Source organism: Mesorhizobium sp. M0239, from assembly GCF_040321815.1.
GTDB lineage: Bacteria > Pseudomonadota > Alphaproteobacteria > Rhizobiales > Rhizobiaceae > Mesorhizobium.
Map to the genome: position 1 here is coordinate 1 of NZ_JAMYSG010000008.1, position 19,883 is coordinate 19,883.

The window sequence follows — 19,883 nt, forward strand, 5'->3', positions numbered from 1 at the left end:
GCTCCCGGCGGCGGGGGCGCGTTGTGGTTTATATGTTCAGCCTTGCCCGGCCACCATGTAGTGCCGCGGGGGCCCCCCGGGGGCTGGGCCGGGGGGCGCGTTCCTTGATGCTTTCGCTCAGGCCGCGAGCCGGGCGATGCGCTGCAATCGCCGCAGCGTGGTGTCGTCCTGCAGCGCCTGCTGGAAAAGCGAAATCTCCTGATCGATGCGGTCGCAGAGGGCCTCGGTGTTCCCCTTCAGCAAGCCGCGCGTCTGCAGCAAGGCGGCGACCGGCTTCTTGACGAGTTGTCTTGCCCGGCCAAGGGCTGCCTCCTCGACGGTGCCCCCCGGCACGATCTCCGCGACCAGGCCGAGCGCCCTGGCATCTTCGGCGCGAAGCGTGTCGCCGAGGCAGAAGAAGCGGAAGGCACCGGCATAGCCGAGCTTCTGCGGTGCCAGGATGCTGGTCGCCGCGTCCGGCACCAGGCCGAAATCGACGAACGGCACCCTGAACGTGCTCTCATCGGACGCGATCACCATATCGCAATGGAACAGGATGGTGCAGCCGACACCGACGGCATCGCCATCGACGCAGGCAAGGATGGGCTTGGGAAACGTCGCCAGCGTGCGGAACAGGTCGGTGACGGCGGCAATCAGTTTCTGGTGCTTGGTGGCGTCGAGGAATTCGGAGAAGTCGCCGCCCAGGCAGAAACAGCCTGCCAGGCCGCGCAGCACGACGACGCGAACCTCCTCATTATCGGCGGCTTCATGGAAGGTCCTTGCCAGGCTTTCATAGGCCCTCCTGTCCAGCACCGGCCGGCCGTCACTCGACGACACGGTGACGACCAGCGTGTGGTTGCGAAGTTCAGGTTGCGGATGTGTGCTCATGGCTGTCTCCGATCTCATGACGCACGCCTTTGCCCGAGCATGTCAGGATATCCCCTGGCCAGCACGGGAGCAAAATGATTGCGGCGCGACCGCACCACATCGAGGGTGTGTTCGTTGAAGGTCAGCAAAGTGGCGACGACCTGCTGGTTGCCATAGGTGCGCTGATAGCCCAGCGGGGTCGCCAGGAAATGCAGTTGCAAGGCGCGCAGCACCCACATCGGCTCGAACTCGATGATCACCTTGTCAACGCCGCGCTTCAGCCCCCACTCGACGAAACCGGCAATCAGTTCGGTGCCAACGGTCGAAACGCCGCGACGGCCGTCACGAAAACCGGGAGCCACCGCGTAGCGGGTCAATTCCCAGATGTTTGGACCCGATGGCGGCGTTCCTTCGGAAAGATCGGTCAAGACCTCGGTCAGCAGATGTGGCCGCGTCGTCGGCAACATCCTCTGATAACCTGCCACTTCACCGCCCCTGATGACGATCTGATGGACCGCCTCGTCGTGATCGAACTGGTCGAGTTCGAGCCCGTCGGGGCGCCTGAGGTCATCCCACCCCATCTCTTCGACGAATATCTTGTAGCGCAACCGATGGACGGCCTCCCAAAGGTCGGGACGTTCCATCAATTCATGGGTTGTAAGGGAAAAAAGCATTCCGCCGTCTCCTGCGTTCAGAGGAAGATACGGCCGTGCTTTGATGAGAAAATTGCGTGATCGCGTAGGCAAAAATTCCAGGTCGGCACGGCCGACCTAACTAATGTAGCCGCGCCGTATCGCTTCCGCGACGGCCTGCACCCTGTTGACGGCACCTAGTTTGCTTTTGGCGTTAAGAAGATGTTTCTCCGAGGTGTGTTCGGAAATGCCGAGGATTTGCGAAATCTCCCATTCGGACTTGCCGACGGCGGCCCATTGCAGGCATTCGCGCTCGCGCGGCGTCAGCACGATATGATCGATGGTGTTGTTCGCCATGGTGTGGAGTTGCATGGCGCGGCCAACCGCGTAGGTCGAGACCAGCGACACCTGGCCGAATTCAGCGACGGACAATTCCACGGCCTCGCCGCCGAGCGACACCATGACGATCTGGCCGTCGAGCGTGATCAACGGAAAGGCCAATCCATCACGCAGTTTGAAGGCGCCGGCATCGCCCATCACTTCGCCGCTGCTCTTGTCGATGCGAATGCCTTGCGACGCCTCGTGCCATTGGAAGGGCGCCTGCAACTGTTTCATATGGCTGACGACGGGGTCATGATCGACATAGTTGCGCGCGACATAGCGTTCCAGCCACTCTCCCGGCCAATCGCAGAGAAGCACATGCTGCTTTTGCTGGCCAGCCGGCGTGCCTGGCTGCGGTACGGTTCCCGCCATCAACGCGGTGAGCCCGAAATCCGATGTTATGCCCAGCAGCCTTTCACAGACCGCCGCCGCCGTTGCGGCGTGCTGCAGTTGGTCTATGTATTCCAGCGTGCGATCGAACTGACCCATCGCAACATCAACCCCATGTTGCCTCGTGCATTGCGGCCAATGATGCGTGCCTGATTTACACTTCGCCACCGACCACGGATTGCAAATCGCATACTTATTTTGTGGCTTCCCTCACCGAGGCGGCCGGAGCTGATTTGCAAACCGGCTGAATCATATCCTGAAATCGGCGGGTTGAAATCAAAAACCATTGTGCCTGTACCATTTTCGTACCAAAACCGGTGCGAGCATGACTGTGGCGGAGTTTTATCTTGGCGTTCCGGTGGAGATCCTTCGCCTTTGCGATGCTGATCGGTTTGCTGTCGTTCCCCGACGGCGCGCGCGCCGCGGCGCCTCAGGTTCCGATGCTGTGGGATGCCAAGGAGCGGCTGCCCAAACCAGACCTTTCGACGCTGCCCCGGCTGAGGTTCCTGACCACCACGGACTTCCCGCCCTTCAACTTCCTCGACGGTGCGGGAAAGCTGTCCGGCTTCCATATCGATCTGGCACGTGCCATCTGCGCCGAGCTTGGCATCGTCGAAAAATGCCAGATCCAGGCCCTGCCCTGGGCCGAGTTGGAAGGCGCACTGCGGAAAGACGAAGGCGAGGCGATCATCGCCGGCATCGCCGCAACACCGCAATCGCGCACGACCTACGCCTTCTCGCGCTCCTATCTGCAGTTTCCGGCGCGCTTCATCATGCCGAAGAGCAAGGCACTGACCGAGCCCGTCTTTGACAAATTGCACGGCAAGCGTGTCGGCGTGATATCAGGCTCGGCGCATGAGCGCATGCTGCGCGACTATTTCAGCACGGTTCAGGTCATCCCTTTCGACAGGCCGGAAGACCTCTATGCCGATCTCAAGGCCGGCAAGGTCGACGCCACCTTCGGCGACGGCATGCGCCTGGCTTTCTGGCTGGGCGGCTCGGACGCGGCGGGCTGCTGCCGCTTTGCCGGCGGGCCCTATCTGGCGCCCGAATATTTGGGCACCGGCATGGCCATCGCCACCAAAGCGGACAATCCGGCGCTGGCCGCCGCGATCGATTACGCGCTGCAGGAAATTTCGATGAAAGGCACGTTCGCCGAATTTTATCTGCGCTATTTTCCGGTGAGCTTTTTCTGAACCGGTTCCGGTCAGCTTTGCCGGCCTGAGCCGAATCTCAACAACGCCCGGCCAAGGACTTTCAGGTCAGCGTGCGCAGCCGCGCCTTGGCCGCGCGGCCGATGGCAGCAACCGTCAGCGTGTCGAGGTCGAGCTGCCGCCGGATCAGCTGCAGCACCCGCACCTCTTCCATGCGCATTTCGAGGTCGACGGCGGCAACCTCGAAGGCGGCGGCATAGGCGGTGTCGCGCAGCCGCTCAGGCAAGACCTCGGCGACTTCAGCCAGCACGCCCTCCAGCCCATGCTTTTCGTGCAGGCGCTTCTGGCAGTCCTGGGCGACGCCGACAAGCCTGTCGTGGTTGAAGTCCTCGAACACCGGCCAGGAGCGGACGACCTCGCCGATCCGCGCCAGTTCGACATCGGTCATGTCGCGGTCGGAGGCCGAGGTGATGACCATCAGATAGATCAGGGCTTCATGAGGTGTCGGCAATTTTTTCTCCTTGAACCGGGCCTCGAAGTTAGGAACGCCCGTTCTGCACCGCAAGGAAAAAGCGCCGCACGCGTTGACGCTCCGGCGCTGCACGCCTAGAGACCGGATGAAAAACCCTTGCTGCGGCCCGCCTTCGGGCCGGCAAATGATTTGGAAAATTGTGACATGGCGGGATCAAACATCATCGATCTCAACCCCGAGCTGCTGGCGGCCGCGACCGAAAGCAAGGCATGGCCGTTCGAAGAAGCCAAAAAGATCATCGAGCGCTACAAAGGCGCCGACTTCCCGCAAACAGTCCTGTTCGAGACCGGCTACGGGCCGTCCGGCCTGCCGCATATCGGCACGTTCGGCGAGGTGGCGCGCACCTCGATGGTGCGCCATGCCTTCCGCGTCCTGACGCAGGACAAGGTCGCGACCAAGCTGCTGTGCTTTTCCGACGATATGGACGGCATGCGCAAGATACCCGACAGCGTGCCGGATCGCGCCGCACTCGAGCCGCATCTGCACAAGCCGCTGTCGTCGGTCCCCAACCCCTTCGGCGGCGACTATGCGAGCTTCGCCGACCACAACAACGCGATGCTTTGCCGCTTCCTCGACACGTTCGGCTTCGACTACGAGTTCGCCAGCGCGACGCAATACTACAAGGCCGGCCGTTTCGACGCGATGCTGCTGCGCGCCGCCGAACGCTATGAGCAGATCATGGCGGTGATGCTGCCGACGCTCGGGCCCGAGCGGCAGGCGACCTACAGCCCGTTCCTGCCGATCTCGCCTAAGAGCGGCCGCGTGCTTTACGTGCCGATGAAGCATGTCGACGCCGAGGCCGGCACCATCACCTTCGACGACGAGGGCACCGAGACCACGCTTTCGATCACCGGCGGCCGCGTGAAGCTGCAGTGGAAGCCGGATTTCGGCATGCGCTGGGCAGCGCTTGGCGTCGATTTCGAAATGTTCGGCAAGGACCACCAGACCAATGCGGTGGTCTACGACCGCATCTGCAACATTCTGGGCGGACGGGCGCCGGAGCATTTCGTCTACGAACTGTTCCTCGACGAGAACGGCCAGAAGATCTCGAAGTCGAAAGGCAACGGGCTGACCATCGACGAGTGGCTGACCTATGCGCCGACCGAAAGCCTCGGGCTCTACATGTACCAGCGGCCGCGGCAGGCCAAGAAGCTGTATTTCGACGTCATCCCGCGGGCCGTGGACGAATACTATACGTTCCTCGCCGCCTATCCCCGGCAGGACTGGAAGGAACGGCTGGGCAATCCGGTCTGGCATATGCATGACGGCAACCCGCCCGCGATCGACATGCCGGTGCCGTTCTCGCTGCTGCTCAATCTGGTCAGCGCCTCCAACGCGCAGAACAAGGATGTGCTGTGGGGGTTCATCTTGCGCCATACGGTGGGGGTGACACCGAAGACGCATCCCGAGCTCGACCGGCTGGTCGGCCATGCGATCCGCTATTTCGACGATTTCGTGAAGCCTACGAAAACCTTCCGGCCCGCCGACGAGGTCGAGCGCGAGGCGCTGGCAGCCCTCGACGAAGCGCTTGGGGCGCTGCCGGCCGACGCCGGCGGCGAAGCGATCCAGAACGCCTCGCTCAATGTCGCACGCAGGATCGAGCGCTATCAGGATCATTCCAAGCAGAGCCCGGAAGGCGGCCCCGGCGTATCGGGCGCCTTCTTCCAGATGATCTACCAGGTGCTGATCGGCCAGGAGCGCGGCCCGCGCTTCGGCTCGTTCGCAGCACTCTATGGCGTTGCCGAGACACGTGCGCTCATTGAGCGGGCGCTGGCTGGTCAGCTGGCTTGAGCACGCCATCGACCTCTTCGAGGATCGAACCCGGCGCCTGAGGCGCCGGGCCGGGCGCGGCCGGCATCGCCGGCATGCCGGACAGATCGGGCGCCGATCCGAAAATGCCCTTCTTCGCCGTGCGCGCCTTGTCGCCGGCCTCGATATAGGGGCCGCCCTTGGCGGCGCGCGCCCAGCCATTTTCGACCAGCCACTGACCGACATCCTGCTTGCCGATCCGGCACTCGGCTGCGATCAGGTCGCGGCCACCTTGTGGCGGCACCGTGCAGACCACCGCGCGGCCGCGCAAGAAGGCGCGGAACGCCGTCCGCGCCCGGACGCCGCACGGCCAGGACTTGCCGTCCTCGCTGCAGGTCTCGTCCTGCCTCACGATGTCGATACCGGAAACCGCGACCGAATAGCCCTTCGCTTCGATCAGGCCGGCGGCCGGCGCAACCGGCTGGAACAGCTTTGTGCCGTTCCAATCGTCGGGCATTTTCGGCTTGGGCGGCACAGCCAGCGCGAGCTTGCTCAACGGCTCGCGCGGCTCGACCCGTTCAAGCCCGTCGGCGGGCAGTTCCGGCGGCGCGACGATTTCGGGATCGATTGCCCTTGAATGCGGCCCCGGCTTCGGCGGCTGTGGAGCTGCCATGGCTGAGGTGGCCGGCTCCCGCGGCACCGTCCCGGCAGCCTGCTGCGCCATCGTATCGGCGCCCGGATCAAGCTGGTCCACCGTGACGACGCTGTCGCTTCCTTTCAGCGTGCGACCGCCAGCGACGACCATGGCCGCCATCACAGGGAGCAACAGAACCGCCAGCGCATGATGGAGAAGCCGCACCAGCCTGACCTATTGGCTTGCCCAGACAATCCGTGCCACCCACTCGACATCGCGCATGGGAATGTCGCGGTCGGGATGATCGGGATTGAGCGAGACCAGCGCAATCGACTTGACGCTCTGGCGCTCGAGCACCTTGGCCATCACCTCACCTGATGTGGTCTTGACAACGACGCGATCGCCCTTGCGGGTGACGGCGCCCGGTTCGACGATGAGGACGTCGCCATTGCGGTAGAGCGGCAGCATGGAATCGCCCTGCACCTGCAGCGCGTAGGAGCTCTCGGTCGATTGCGCCGGCAGTTCGACCAGATCCCAACCCTGCCCGACTGGAAAGCCGGCATCGTCGAAGAAGCCGCCTGCGCCGGCTTGGGCAAAGCCGAGCAACGGCACGGAGCTTCTGCGGGCGACCGAAGCGGCATTGCTGGTCGAAGCACCATTGCTGATCCCGGGCCGGCCTTCGATCAGACTGGTGAATTCGTCGAGTGAGGCGCCCGTCGCCTCGATGATCTTGGCCAGTGATTCGGTCGAGGGCCAGCGCGGCCGGCCATCCGACGACAAACGCTTCGACTTGTTGAAGGCAGTGGAATCGAGCCCCGCACGCTTGGCCAAACCCGAGGCCGAAAGCGAATAGCGCTTGGCAAGAGCATCGATGGCAGCCCAGACTCGGTCGTGCGAGAGCATGCTCGCTCTCCTTCGGTGCAGGAAAAAATACCTTTCCCTTCTAGTCTTGGAATGTCGTTTTGTCCACCGGTCGTGGAGTGGTTGCAAACGTTCCCGTCGATCGCGGAAAGTCCGATTACCGGGATCGATCGACGCCCTTGGCCAAGCTGCGCAGACCCTGGTGCGATGTCATGAAAATCCGCTCCGTTTGCGTCGGTGGCCGCGGGTTCACGGCACGACCAAGTGCCGAAACCACCTCGTCAATCTCAAGAAAGTTGCGAGCCTTGCGATCGTAGACGCCGGCTGTCGTCAGGATCAACGCGGCCGTCTCGCTATTGTCGAGGACGAAGCGGTGCTTGCCGACAACCTGGGTGCCTTCCCAGGTCTCGATCGAGGACACCACTTCGAAGCGGCGCCAAAGCCTGATCTCGCGTGCATAGACCGCCTGCAGTCCGCCCATCATCGGCGCCCAGCCATTCTTCCTTGCCAGCGTGATGAGGCCTGCACGAACAAACAGGTCGATGCGGCCGAGATCGGCCAGCATCATGTATCGCGCATTGTTGAGATGGATGTTGAAATCGATGTCGGTCGGCAGGCAGCGGAAAGCCAGCCGGCCTTCGCCGCCCATCACGTAGGGGCCACGGCTGCGTGCCGTGGCCATCATGCGCACCATGCGCGCCCAGACATACATTACAGCGCCCCGTGTCCTCTTGGACGCGCAAAGGTCGCTGCAAGACGCTTGATTTTGCTCATGCGTCAGGCTGCCTGCTTCACGTCGCCTTTCGCATAGGGATCGAAACGCTGGTAGAAGCTCTCGCCCTTCTCGGCCATGTCGAGCAGCAGCTTGGGCGCCTTGAACTCGGCGCCGTATTTCTTCTGCAAGCCCTTGGCGATCTTGACGAATGCCTTGGCGCCGATGCCGTCGATGTAGGACAGCGCACCGCCGGTGTAGGGAGCGAAGCCGAAAGCGAGGATCGAGCCGACATCGGCCTCGCGCGGGTCGGTGACGATGCCTTCTTCCATCACCCGCGCCGCTTCCAGCGCGATGGTGACCAGCAGCCGCTGCTGCAGTTCCCCATAATCGACCTTCTCGGGTGCAAGCTGCGGATAGAGATCCCTAAGGCCCGGCCACAGCTTCTTCTTGGCGGGCTTCGCCGGGTAATCGTAAAAACCCTTGCCGTTCTTGCGGCCGAAGCGGCCGTGATCGTCGACCATGGTGTTGATCAGCGCCATCTGCTTGGGATCGACCGCCTTGTCGCCCAAATCCCTGATGGTCTGCTTCATGATCTTCTGGGCAAGGTCGATGGCCGTCTCGTCGGTCAGCGCCAGGGGGCCGACCGGCATGCCGGCTGCCTTCGCCGCGTTCTCGATCATCGGCGCGGGAACGCCCTCGATCAGCATCTTGTAGGCTTCCGACATGTAGCGCAGCACGCAGCGATTGACGTAGAAGCCGCGCGTGTCGTTGACGACGATCGGCGTCTTCTTGATGGCGCGAACGAAGTCGATCGCGGTGGCCAGCGCCTTGTCGCCGGTCTTCTTGCCCAAAATAATCTCGACCAGCATCATCTTGTCGACCGGCGAGAAGAAATGGATGCCGATGAAATTCTTCGGCCGCGCAGAATTCTTCGCCAGGCCGGTGATCGGAATGGTCGAGGTGTTCGACGCGAAGATCGCCGATGGCTTCAGCACGGCTTCCGCCTGTTCGGTGGCGCTCTTCTTCACGCTCGAATCCTCGAAAACGGCCTCGACCACCAGATCGCAGCCGGCAAGGTCGGCATAGTCCGCCGTCGGCGTGATCAGCGACAGCAGTTTGTCCTTGTCCTCCGGCTTGGCGCGGCCCTTCTTAACCTGATCCGAGATCAGGCCGTCGGAATGCGCCTTGCCCTTGGTCGCCGACTCCAGATCACGGTCGAGCAGCACCACCGGGATGCCGGCCTTGGCGGTGACATAGGCGATGCCCGCGCCCATGAAGCCGGCCCCGAGAATGCCGATCTTCTTGAATTTGGTTTCCGGCACGCCGGCCGGGCGGCGGGCGCCCTTGTTCAGTTCCTGCAGCGACACGAACAGCGAGCGGATCATCGCCGCCGCTTCCCTGGTCTGCATGATCTCGGTGAAATAGCGCTGCTCGATGCGCAAGGCGGTGTCGAACGGCACCAGCAGGCCTTCATAGACGCATTTGAGGATCGCGGCGGCGGCCGGATAATTGCCGTAGGTCTCGCGACGCAGGATGGCGATGGCCGGTGGCCACAGATTGGCGCCCGCCACCGAGTAGATCGGGCCGCCGGGCAGCTTGAAACCTTTCTCGTCCCATGGCGCCACCGGCTTCAGGCCATTCCTGATCATCGCCTTGGCGGTCTCGACCAGTCTGACCGGCTCGGCGATCTCATGGATCAGGCCCATAGACTTGGCTTTCTGCGGCGACAGGGTCTGGCCGGAGGTCAGCATCTGCAGCGCCTGCTGCTGATCGGTCAGCCGCGGTACGCGCTGGGTGCCGCCGGCGCCGGGGAAGATGCCGATCTTCACCTCGGGAAGCGCCATTTTTACCTTGTCGCTGTCGGCGGCGACACGGCCGTGGCAGGCGAGCGACAATTCGAAGGCGCCGCCCATGCAGGTGCCGTTGATCGCCGACACCCACGGCTTTCCGCAAGTTTCCAGCTTGCGGAACAGGCCGGTCATCATGCCGGCATTGTCGAACAGCGCCTTGGTCGCCTTTTCGGCGTCCTTGCCCTTTTCCGCAGCGAAGGTCGTCAGCATCTTCTGCAGCAGGGTGATGTCTGCACCGCCGGAGAAGGTATCCTTGCCGGAAGTGATCACGGCGCCCTTGATGGCGGCATCACCAGCCACCTTGTCGACAATGGCGTTCAATTCCCGCATCGCCTCTTCGGTGAAAACGTTCATCGAGCGGCCAGGCATGTCCCAGGTGACCAGCGCAATGCCGTCGGCGTCGATGTCGAGGGTGAAATTGGTGTAGCTCATCGTTTCTCTCCCCGTCAGACGCGTTCGATGATGGTTGCGGTTCCCATGCCAGCGCCGATGCACAGCGTCACCAGAGCGGTGTTGAGATCGCGGCGCTCGAGTTCGTCCAGCACCGTGCCGAAGATCATCGCGCCGGTGGCGCCGAGCGGATGACCCATAGCGATAGCACCGCCATTGACGTTGATCTTGTCGTGATCGATGTCGAACGCCTGCATGTAGCGCAGCACCACCGAAGCGAAGGCTTCGTTGAGCTCGAACAGGTCGATGTCCGAGAGCTTCATCTTGGCGCGCTTCAACAGCTTCTCGGTGACGTCGACCGGGCCGGTCAGCATCAGCACCGGCTCGGAGCCGATGTTGGCGAAGGTGCGGATGCGGGCGCGCGGCTTCAGCCCCATCGCCTTGCCCGCCTTCTTCGAACCGAGCAGCACGGCGGCGGCGCCATCGACGATGCCGGAGGAATTGCCGGCATGATGGACGTGATTGACCTCTTCCACCTCGGGATGCTTCTGCACGGCGACGGCATCGAAGCCGCCCATTTCGCCTGGCATGACGAAGGACGGGTTGAGCGAGGCCAGCGACTGCATGTCGGTGGACGGGCGCATATGTTCGTCATGGTCGAGGATGGTCAGGCCGTTCTGGTCCTTGATCGGGACGACGGAATTCTTGAAGCGGCCATCGGCCCAGGATTTGGCGGCGCGCTTCTGGCTCTCGACCGCATAGGCGTCGACGTCGTCTCTGCTGAAGCCGTATTTGGTGGCGATCAGGTCGGCCGAGATGCCTTGCGGCACGAACCAGCCGGGCAGGCCGACCGAAGGATCCATGAACCAGGCGCCGCCCGAGGCGCCCATGCCGACACGCGACATCGATTCGACGCCGCCGGCAATGACGATCTCATCGGCGCCCTGCGCGATCTTGGCGGCGCCGAAATTGATGGCGTCGAGCCCGGAAGCGCAGAAGCGTGAGATCTGCATGCCGGGCGCCTTGGTGTCGTAGCCGGCCTCGAAGGCGGCGGCGCGCGGAATGACCGAGCCGGCTTCGCCGACCGGATCGACGCAGCCGAAGATGATGTCATCGACATTGCCGGTGTCGAGCCCATTGCGGTCGCGCAGCGCCTCGAGCGTCTTGGCGGCAAGCCGCACCGCCGGCACCTCGTGCAGCGATCCGTCCTTCTTGCCCTTGCCGCGCGGTGTGCGCACAGCGTCATAGACATAAGCTTCAGCCATTTGCTTGCTCCTTGGGTTTGCCGGTCGTCGCCCTCAGAGAGAGCGGCCGATCAGCAATTTCATGATCTCATTGGTGCCGCCGTAGATGCGCTGGACGCGAGCGTCGCGGAACATGCGGGCGATCGGATATTCATTCATGTAGCCATAGCCGCCATGCAGTTGAAGGCATTCGTCGACGACTTTTCCCTGCAGGTCGCTGAGCCAGTACTTGGCCATCGACGCGGTCACAGGATCGAGGCCGCCGGCGATGTGGCGGGTGACGCAATCATTGTAGAAGACGCGGCCGATGGTGGCCTCGGTCTTGAGTTCGGCCAGCTTGAACTGGGTGTTCTGGAAATCGATGATCGCCTTGCCGAACGCCTTGCGCTCCTTGACGTAACGAATAGTCAGCGCCAGCGCCCGCTCGATCATCGCAATGGCGCCGGTGCCGATCTGCAGTCGCTCCTGCGGCAGTTGCTGCATCAACTGGACGAAGCCCTGCCCTTCCTCGTGGCCGAGCAGGTTGGAGGTCGGCACGCGCAAGTCGTTGAAGAACAGCTCCGACGTGTCGTTGGCCTTGAGCCCGATCTTGTCGAGGTTACGGCCGCGCTGAAAACCTTCGACCTCGTCGGTCTCGACGACGATCAGCGAGGTGCCCTTGGCGCCCTTCTCCGGATCGGTCTTGGTGACGACGATGATGAAGTTCGCAAGCTGCCCATTGGTGATGAAGGTCTTGGAACCGTTGATCTTGTATTGATTGCCATCCTTCTGCGCCCGCGTCTTGACGCCCTGCAGGTCGGAGCCGGCGCCGGGCTCGGTCATGGCGATGGCGCCGATCAGCTCGCCGGTCGCCAGTTTCGGCAGCCATTTCTTTTTCTGCTCCTCGGAGCCGTAGTGGAGGATATAAGGGGCGACGATCGAATTGTGCAGGCCGATGCCGAACCCGTCGACACCGACATGGCCGATGGCCTCGATGATAGCGCTCTCATGCGCGAATGTGCCGCCGGAACCGCCATATTCCTCCGGCATCGAGGCGCAGAGCAGGCCGGCGGAACCTGCCTTCAGCCAGCTTTCGCGATCGACCATCTCGTTCTTCTCGAACTCGTCGTAGCGCGGCGCGATCTCCTCCGACATGAAGCGATGCGCCATGTCGTAGAGCATGCCGACCTCGTCCGCCGCCCAGGAGGGCTTCGGAAGGCCAAGGATTTCAGCTGGGTTGGTCATGCTGGTATGATACTCCTCCCGAGATGCATCATCGAAACTGAAGCCGGCGCACTGCCGCAACGACCCCTCCCGGCCCTTCGGGCCACCCTCCCCTCGAGAGGGAGGGGGACGCAGGTCATCTTTAGAACGCTTCCGCCGGCAGTGCCATCAATGTGTCGGCGCCGCTCGAAATGCGGGCGAGATGCGCCGACGTCTCCGGCATGATCCGCTCCATGAAGAAGCGCCCCGTCACGACCTTGTTGTCGTAGAAAGCCACGTTGTTTTCATAAGAGGATTGCGCGCCATTGGCGTCAGTCTTGCCAAGTGCCACCTTGGCCATCTGCGCCCACATATAGCCCAGAGCAACCAGGCCGAAGAGATGCATGTAGTCGGTCGAGGCCGCACCGGCATTGTCGGGCTTGGCCATGCCGTTCTGCACCAGCCACATGGTCGCCGCCTGCAAATCGTTGAGACCTTTCTTCAGCGCCTTGGTGAATGGCGCCATCTTCTCGTCGGAGCGGTTCTCCTCGCAGAACTCACCGACCTCCTTGAAGAAGGCCTGCACGGCGCGGCCGCCATTCAGGCCGAGCTTGCGGCCGACGAGGTCGAGCGCCTGGATGCCGTTGGCGCCTTCATAGATCATGGCGATGCGGGCATCGCGCACGAACTGGCTCATGCCATGCTCTTCTATATAGCCGTGACCGCCGAACACCTGCTGCGCCATGACGGCGTGGTCGAACCCTTTGTCCGTGAGCACGCCCTTGACCACCGGTGTCATCAGGCCGGTGTAGTCGTCGGCGGCCTGGCGGTCCTTGTCGTCACCCGAGCGGTGAGCGACATCGGACTTGATCGCCGTCCACAGCGCCAGCGCGCGGCCGGCCTCGTTGAAGGCTTTCATGGTCATCAGGCTGCGGCGGATGTCGGGATGGACGATGATCGGGTCGGCCTTCTTGTCCGGCGCCTTCGGCCCCGACAATGAGCGGCCCTGCAAACGGTCCTTGGCGTAGGACACGGCGTTCTGGTAGGCGATCTCCGACAGCGAAAGCCCCTGCAGGCCGACGCCGAGGCGCGCCTCGTTCATCATCGTGAACATCGCCTTCAGGCCGCCATTGGCCTCGCCGAGCAGCGCGCCCTCAGCCTCGTCATAGTTCATGACGCAGGTCGAATTGCCATGGATGCCCATCTTCTCCTCGATCGAGCCGCAGGAGACGGTGTTCCTGGTGCCCGGATTGCCCGACGGGTCGAGCTTGAGCTTCGGCACGATGAACAGCGAGATGCCCTTGACGCCTTCCGGCGCGCCCTCGATGCGGGCCAGAACCAGATGGACGATGTTGTCCGACATGTCGTGTTCGCCGGCCGAGATGAAGATCTTCTGGCCTGAAATTTTATAGGTGCCATCGCCGTTCGGCACCGCCTTTGTCCGCAACAGGCCGAGATCCGTGCCACAATGCGGCTCTGTCAGGTTCATGGTGCCGGTCCAGGCACCCTCGATCATCCTCGGCAACCATGTCGCCTTCTGCTCGTCGGTGCCGTGGGTGATGATCGCGGCGATCGCACCCTGCGTCAGGCCCGGATACATCATCAAGGACATATTGGCCGAGACCATATATTCGGCGACAGCGGTGTGCACGGCATAGGGCAGGCCCTGGCCGCCGAACTCGACGGGTGCGGCCAATCCCATCCAGCCGCCCTCACGATACTGGTCGAAGGCCTCCTTGAAGCCTTTCGGCGTGGTCACCGAGCCATCGTCGTGACGCACACAGCCTTCCATGTCGCCGACACGGTTCAGCGGATGCATGACGTTTTCGGCGAGCTTGGCGCCTTCGGCGAGGATCGCCTCGAGCACATCGGGCGTGGCATCGGCAAATCCGGGAAGGTTCGAATAACGCTGATAACCCAGAACCTCGTTGAGCACGAACAGCGTATCCTGGACCGGAGCCCTGTATGTCGGCATGCTTTTCTCCACCCTGCAAACCCGGTCCGAATACCCCCAAGACAAGCCAGGGCGGCATGCGGACCCATATTGGGAGCGGATAGCAAAAATTGACGTGTGCGTAAACGTCAATTTTTTCGATGCGACAAGATTCCCCGCCCACTGGAGCAATGAGCGTAGCGGCGCGACGTTGCGCAAGCCAGCGCCGAAAGGCCATAAGAGTGGGCCAGGACAACGGAAAGCCGCGTGGCAGGCCACGCGGCTTTGATCGTCAGACAATTGGCGGAGGACTTAGCTGGCGGCGCTCGCCTGCGGTGCCGAACGCTCGCTCAGCATCTGTCGCACCGCCGACATCGAGCCGCTCAGCTCGTTGATGGCGTCGTCGATCAGCGCCTTTTGCTTCTGCAGGCGGGCAAGCTGCTTTTCCGACTTGTCCAGCGCGAGCTTGAGCTGCTTGGTGTTTGAACCGGTCGGATCGTAGAGATCCATCATCTGCTTGACATCGCGCAGCGAGAATCCAACCTTGCGGCCAAGCAGGATCAGCTTGAGACGGGCCTTGTCGCGGCGCGTGTAGAGACGGGTCGATCCGTCACGCTGCGGGTTGAGCAGGCCTTTGTCTTCGTAGAAACGCAGCGTGCGCAGCGTCACTCCATATTTCTTCGCCATCTCGCCGATGCGGACGAGATCCTCGCCGGCTTCGGCAGACATATTGGTATTGGCCGCGGTCTCGCCGGCCGAGATAAGCTTCATGGTCACTGGCTTCCCCGTCTGGTGGCGTCGCGGTCTCGGACCGTGCGTCGCCTGACTGGAAGCGGGGGCCTGCTTCCAGTCGTGGTTTCAACAAACAAATCGCAAACATGCGCTCAATGCGCCTTTTACGTTTACGTCAATTCTATACCGATTGCCGCATGATGACGCAAGGGCGTTCTGCGCGGCGCCCTTTATGCCGCACCGTCAGGCCGGCAGCCGACATCCTTTCAATTTCTTAAGTTTGGTTAACGCGTTGTTTACCACGTTGGGGGAAATGTGGGCGGGTCGGCTACCCGTGTTTATCCTGTATCGAATTTTTCACGGTTTTTCGGAGCGCGGGCGAGAGCCCGGGAAGCTCGTCTTCCGCCGCGGCATCGCCGCCGGTCGCCTTCGTTCCGATAGGGACCTGGGGGAACTGGCCGCGAGCCAGCCATTCTGAAAGACGGACGCACCGATGAACAGCAAGCGGTCCTATCTCGATACACTCAATGCCGGCAGGCAGCGCAGGCCGCAGACCACGCTCGAGCAGTTGAACCAGTCGCTGGAGACGCTGGAGCAGCGGCTGGAGCGGACGCGCGAGGATCCGATGGCACGTCCCGATCCCCGCCAACCAGATCTGCGCCAAACCGATCCCCGCCAATATGCTGCCGACGCGCGCTATCCCGCCGCCCGGCCCTCTGGCCAGCAGCGCTGGTATGAGGACCCGCAGCCCGCGCCGCGTCCGAAGAGCCCGATGCAGGGAGCCGCCGCTTTCGAGCAGAATTACCAGGCCATTGCCCGCGATATCGATCGCGTGCGCGGCCAGGAGGATGGCGTTGCCATGGTCGGCAAGATCGCCGGCGAATTGCGCGGCATGCGCGAGGAACTGCGCCACCAGATGACCGCAGGTCTGCAGCGGGAATTCGAAGCGCTGCGCAAGGACATCGAGCGGGCTTTCCAGTCAGGCGCAAGGCCCGGTGCTTTGGCCAAGGGCAGTGCTGAACTCGGCCTTGAGTTCGAGCGGCTTTCGGGCGCCATCCAGACCCTGGCCGAGAAGAGCGACGACAGAAGCGTCAACATGCTGCGGCTCGAACTCGAACAGGTCAAAGCCGCACTCGACACGCTGGCACGCGAAGAGAGCGTGCAGAAGGTCGACCGCCGCTGGGACGATTTCGATCGCCGCTGGACGGCGTTCGAAGACCGCGTCGACGCCGACCAGCGCAAGCGCTCGGACGACCCGGGCCTGTCTGCTCTGACGGCCCGGCTGGAGCAAATCAGCAATGCCGTCAACAATTTGCCGGAATCGTTGTCGCTGCGCTCGCTGGAGGAGAAGGTGCGCACGCTTGCCGGCGCTGTCGACCATTTCGCCAGCCAGCAGGACAATCGCGGCAGCGACACACTTGGCATGATCGACGAGCGGCTGGACGAGATCTCCCGCGCCATCGTCGCATCCACGGTCGCGGCGCAAGCCAATTCATTCGACCACGAGGCTTTCGAGCGCATCGAGAGGCGGATCGACTCGCTTGCCAGCCAGATCGAGGAAGTGGCGCAGGATCGTCCAGGCAACGCGGTCATGGACCGGCTGAGCACGCTGTCCGGTCGGGTCGACGAGCTCGGCGGTCGCGCCAATCTGCCCGAGCAGGCGATGGAGCGCCTGGCCAAGCAGATCGCACTCATCGCCGACAAGATCGACCAGGCGCCCGCCATGCCTGACGCCGACTACATCTTCCATGGGCTGGAGCAGCGCTTCGACGTGCTGTCGAGCATGATGGAACGCCGCCAGGGTGACGCCATCGAACAGGGCAACATGCTGTTCCGCGATCTCGAGCGCAGACTGGACGAGGTTGCCGACAGGCTCGACCAGCGCATGCCGCAGGTCGACAGCGCCGGCATCATGGAAGCCATCGATGCCCGCTTTACGGCGCTCGCCAAGCGTATGGAAACGCGTGTGCCCGATCCCGCGGGCGAAGCCGCGATCCGCGGCCTGGAGAGCCGGCTCGAAGACATTTCAAGCCGGCTGGACGCGTCGGCCGCACAGGTCGCCGGCATCGATCCGGCGCTGATCCGCAGCCTGGAAGCACAGGTTGCCGGCCTGTCCGCTCATCTTTCCAAGCCCAGCACCCCGCTGCCGGAATTCGAGGACATCAGCCCGCGTCTCAACGAAATTGAAAAGTCGCTCGCAGGAACCCGCGATTCCATCCTTGGCGCGGCGCGCGAAGCGGCCGAGAACGCAGTGCAATCGCTGGCCGGTTCGAGCGCTAATACGACCGCGGTTTCCGGCCTCGCCCAGGATTTGAAGACACTTGAAACGCTGACGCGGCGCTCCGACGAGCGCAATTCGAGAACGTTCGAGGCCATCCACGACACGTTGCTCAAGATCGTCGACCGGCTAGGTTCGCTCGAACCCGGCGAGCCGGTCGAGGCGATGAGCGAATTGCTGGATGCGGCACCGGCCGAGCCGAGCAACTGGCGCGGCGCCCGGCGGCCCAAGATGGCTGTCGACGCGCCGTCGATGGATATCGATCAGCCCCTGCCATTGACCGGGGACATGGCCGATCTCGATGGCCGTGCCGCCGCCATCCTGCGCAACGAGCCGAGTGCGCGTGGCGACCTGGGTACGCGTGGCGACCTGGGTACGCGTGGCGACCTGGGTATTGGTATCGGCACGCGCACGCCGGCCGAGGCTGCGGCGGCGGCTGCCATGGCCGCGCTCGGTTCGGACACGATCGCCGAGAAAGGCGAACAGGCAGGCGGCCGCAAGTCGTTGTTCGGCGGGCTGGCCCGCGCCTTCAAGGGCAAGAAGGAGGCGGACATCCCGCCACTGGCCGGCTCGGCGCCGAGTGCCCCGATCCCGAGCGTCGATCTCGACGAGCCGCTCGATCCGAAAATGGCCAACCGGCCGCTGGAGCCCGGCTCCGGCGCACCTGACCTCAATGCCATCATGAAGCGCGTGCGTGACGAGCGCGGCCAGCCGGCCAAGCCCAGCGACACCGATGCCGCCAAATCGGACTTTATCGCCGCGGCCCGGCGCGCGGCGCAGGCCGCGGCCGCCGAGGCCGATGCGCTGAAGCGCCAGTCGACGGTGACCGGACCGGTGAAGGCGCTGCGGATCGGCGACCTGCTCAAGGCACGGCGCAAGCCGATCCTGATGGGGACAACCGCGATCCTGCTGGCGCTGGGCGCTCTGCAACTGGGCAAGGCCTTCTTCGCCGATCCGGCCCAGGTGGCGAGCAACGATGTCGCGCCGATCGTCGCCTCGCAGCCGGTGCAGACCGCCTCGCTCGATGCCGCGAGCCAGCCAAAGACGGACGCGCAGCCCGCGGCAGTGGAAAGCGCGCCGGACCATGCCGTCAGACAGGCCGAGCCGTCCGCACCGGCAACCAAGGACGACATGGCCGCGCAAAGCATGATTGCCACGCCGTCAGGCGCCGAGCCGTCGATGGGTGCCGCGCCGACCGCCGAGCCGGTTCCGGCGCCCGTCGCCTTGGCCACATCGGCCGATGCGAACCCAGCGGTGTCCGAGACAACAGCCCCGGCTGCGCCGCCCTCGACCGTTCCGGTCGCCCCGGAAGCTGCCGATACCGACACCGGCATCCAGCCTATGGCGGCAGAGCCGACCATCGCCAAGGACACCACGGGCGCGGTTCCGCCGGTGGACGCTTCGCCGGCGACGACGGCAAAGTTCGACATTCCCGCTGACGCCGGCCCGCCCGCCTTGCGTGATGCCGCCGCCGGCGGCGACGCCAAGGCGCTGTTCGAAATCGGCTCGCGCTATGCCGAGTCGCGCGGCGTCAAGGAAGACATGGCGGCAGCGGCCAAATGGTACGAGAAATCGGCGGAACTCGGCTTCGCGCCGGCCGAATACCGCATCGGAAATTTCTACGAAAAGGGCATCGGCGTCGCGCGCGACATCAAGAAGGCGAAGACCTGGTACCAGCTTGCCGCAGCACAGGGCAACGCCAGCGGCATGCACAATCTAGCCGTCCTGTTCGCCATGGCGGCAGACGGCGTGACCGACAATGAATCGGCCGCGCACTGGTTCCAGGCGGCGGCCGATGTCGGCGTCAAGGACAGCCAGTTCAACCTCGGCATCCTCGCCGCTAAGGGCGTCGGCATGAAACAGAACCTCGAGGAATCCTACAAATGGTTCGCGCTTGTCGCCAAGACCGGCGACAAGGATGCGGCGGCCAAGCGTGACGAGATCGCCAATGCGCTGCGGCCCGAGCAGCTCGAACGCGCCCGCGCCGCGACTGAGCTGTGGAAGGCCAAGCCGTTGGATGCGGCGGCCAATTCGGCCGACATTCCTGAATCCTGGCAGGACGGCACACCGCAGACGACAGCCAGCATCGACATGAAGAAGGCCGTCCAGAACATCCAGCGCATTCTCAACAAGAACGGCTACGACGCCGGCGGCGCCGACGGCAAGATGGGCCAGAAGACGAAGACCGCGATCATGGCTTTCCAGACCGACAACAAGATGCCGGCGACCGGCGAAGTCGATGAAAAACTGGTCAAGGCGCTGCTGGCGCGCAAATAACGGCGGAGGCGTCGTTTCCACGACGCCTCTGCCACACATTCGCCTGTTAACTGATTGAGATGTTTTTTGTTTCGGCGGCGTAGCGCGGTTTGACTTCGCAGCA

15 protein-coding genes are annotated in these 19,883 nt (G+C 63.4%); 3 read left to right on the forward strand and 12 right to left on the reverse strand.

From position 1 onward, the window contains the following. Positions 1-117: 117 nt before the first annotated feature. From NKI99_RS09880 to NKI99_RS09890, 3 genes are all read right to left on the reverse strand, one after another. Complete coding sequence (locus NKI99_RS09880) at positions 118-867, reverse strand: enoyl-CoA hydratase-related protein (protein ID WP_013533649.1); 750 nt, start codon at positions 865-867, stop codon at positions 118-120. A 14-nt stretch (positions 868-881) separates the two neighbouring features. Then, positions 882-1,520, reverse strand: a complete 639-nt coding sequence (locus NKI99_RS09885) for an acyl-homoserine-lactone synthase (RefSeq protein ID WP_128304362.1) — start codon at positions 1,518-1,520, stop codon at positions 882-884. Positions 1,521-1,616: 96 nt separating this feature from the next. After that, positions 1,617-2,348, reverse strand: coding sequence for a helix-turn-helix transcriptional regulator (locus tag NKI99_RS09890; RefSeq protein ID WP_128304361.1), 732 nt, complete (start codon positions 2,346-2,348; stop codon positions 1,617-1,619). Between the two features lie 248 nt (positions 2,349-2,596). On the opposite strand from NKI99_RS09890, the gene NKI99_RS09895 reads away from it, so the two are divergent. Next, complete coding sequence (locus NKI99_RS09895; RefSeq protein WP_352610725.1) at positions 2,597-3,445, forward strand: ABC transporter substrate-binding protein; 849 nt, start codon at positions 2,597-2,599, stop codon at positions 3,443-3,445. A gap of 61 nt (positions 3,446-3,506) precedes the next feature. Here NKI99_RS09895 and NKI99_RS09900 read toward each other — a convergent pair whose 3' ends face one another. Continuing rightward, the gene (locus NKI99_RS09900; RefSeq protein ID WP_281040482.1) at positions 3,507-3,914 is read right to left on the reverse strand and encodes a tellurite resistance TerB family protein; all 408 of its coding nucleotides are present in this window, start codon (positions 3,912-3,914) and stop codon (positions 3,507-3,509) included. A gap of 165 nt (positions 3,915-4,079) precedes the next feature. On the opposite strand from NKI99_RS09900, the gene NKI99_RS09905 reads away from it, so the two are divergent. Continuing rightward, positions 4,080-5,726, forward strand: a complete 1,647-nt coding sequence (locus tag NKI99_RS09905; protein WP_352610727.1) for a lysine--tRNA ligase — start codon at positions 4,080-4,082, stop codon at positions 5,724-5,726. Here the strand turns inward: NKI99_RS09905 and NKI99_RS09910 are convergent. The 8 genes from NKI99_RS09910 to NKI99_RS09945 all read right to left on the reverse strand — a co-directional run bounded on the left by NKI99_RS09910 (position 5,692) and on the right by NKI99_RS09945 (position 15,264). Continuing rightward, positions 5,692-6,543 (reverse strand): thermonuclease family protein, encoded by an 852-nt coding sequence (locus tag NKI99_RS09910; protein ID WP_352439628.1) that lies wholly within the window; start codon positions 6,541-6,543, stop codon positions 5,692-5,694. The two genes, NKI99_RS09905 and NKI99_RS09910, sit on opposite strands and share 35 nt — an antisense overlap. Before the next feature lie 9 nt (positions 6,544-6,552). Beyond that, positions 6,553-7,221, reverse strand: coding sequence for a S24 family peptidase (locus tag NKI99_RS09915; RefSeq protein WP_352439629.1), 669 nt, complete (start codon positions 7,219-7,221; stop codon positions 6,553-6,555). Positions 7,222-7,336: 115 nt separating this feature from the next. Beyond that, on the reverse strand, positions 7,337-7,891 hold the full coding sequence (locus tag NKI99_RS09920; protein ID WP_352610729.1) for a thioesterase family protein: 555 nt from the start codon (positions 7,889-7,891) through the stop codon (positions 7,337-7,339). Between the two features lie 65 nt (positions 7,892-7,956). Next, complete coding sequence (locus NKI99_RS09925; RefSeq protein ID WP_352610731.1) at positions 7,957-10,176, reverse strand: 3-hydroxyacyl-CoA dehydrogenase NAD-binding domain-containing protein; 2,220 nt, start codon at positions 10,174-10,176, stop codon at positions 7,957-7,959. A 14-nt stretch (positions 10,177-10,190) separates the two neighbouring features. After that, positions 10,191-11,399, reverse strand: coding sequence for an acetyl-CoA C-acetyltransferase (locus NKI99_RS09930; protein ID WP_127295300.1), 1,209 nt, complete (start codon positions 11,397-11,399; stop codon positions 10,191-10,193). A gap of 33 nt (positions 11,400-11,432) precedes the next feature. Continuing rightward, positions 11,433-12,602 (reverse strand): acyl-CoA dehydrogenase family protein, encoded by a 1,170-nt coding sequence (locus NKI99_RS09935; RefSeq protein WP_352610733.1) that lies wholly within the window; start codon positions 12,600-12,602, stop codon positions 11,433-11,435. A gap of 121 nt (positions 12,603-12,723) precedes the next feature. Further along, positions 12,724-14,535 carry an acyl-CoA dehydrogenase gene (locus NKI99_RS09940; protein WP_352610735.1) on the reverse strand — a complete coding sequence of 604 codons (1,812 nt, stop codon included), beginning with the start codon at positions 14,533-14,535 and terminating at the stop codon, positions 12,724-12,726. Between the two features lie 270 nt (positions 14,536-14,805). Next, positions 14,806-15,264, reverse strand: a complete 459-nt coding sequence (locus tag NKI99_RS09945; protein WP_128304373.1) for a MerR family transcriptional regulator — start codon at positions 15,262-15,264, stop codon at positions 14,806-14,808. Positions 15,265-15,718: 454 nt separating this feature from the next. Between NKI99_RS09945 and NKI99_RS09950 the strand changes: the two genes are divergently transcribed. Then, positions 15,719-19,780, forward strand: coding sequence for a peptidoglycan-binding protein (locus tag NKI99_RS09950; protein WP_352610737.1), 4,062 nt, complete (start codon positions 15,719-15,721; stop codon positions 19,778-19,780). The last annotated feature ends 103 nt before the right edge of the window (positions 19,781-19,883 follow it).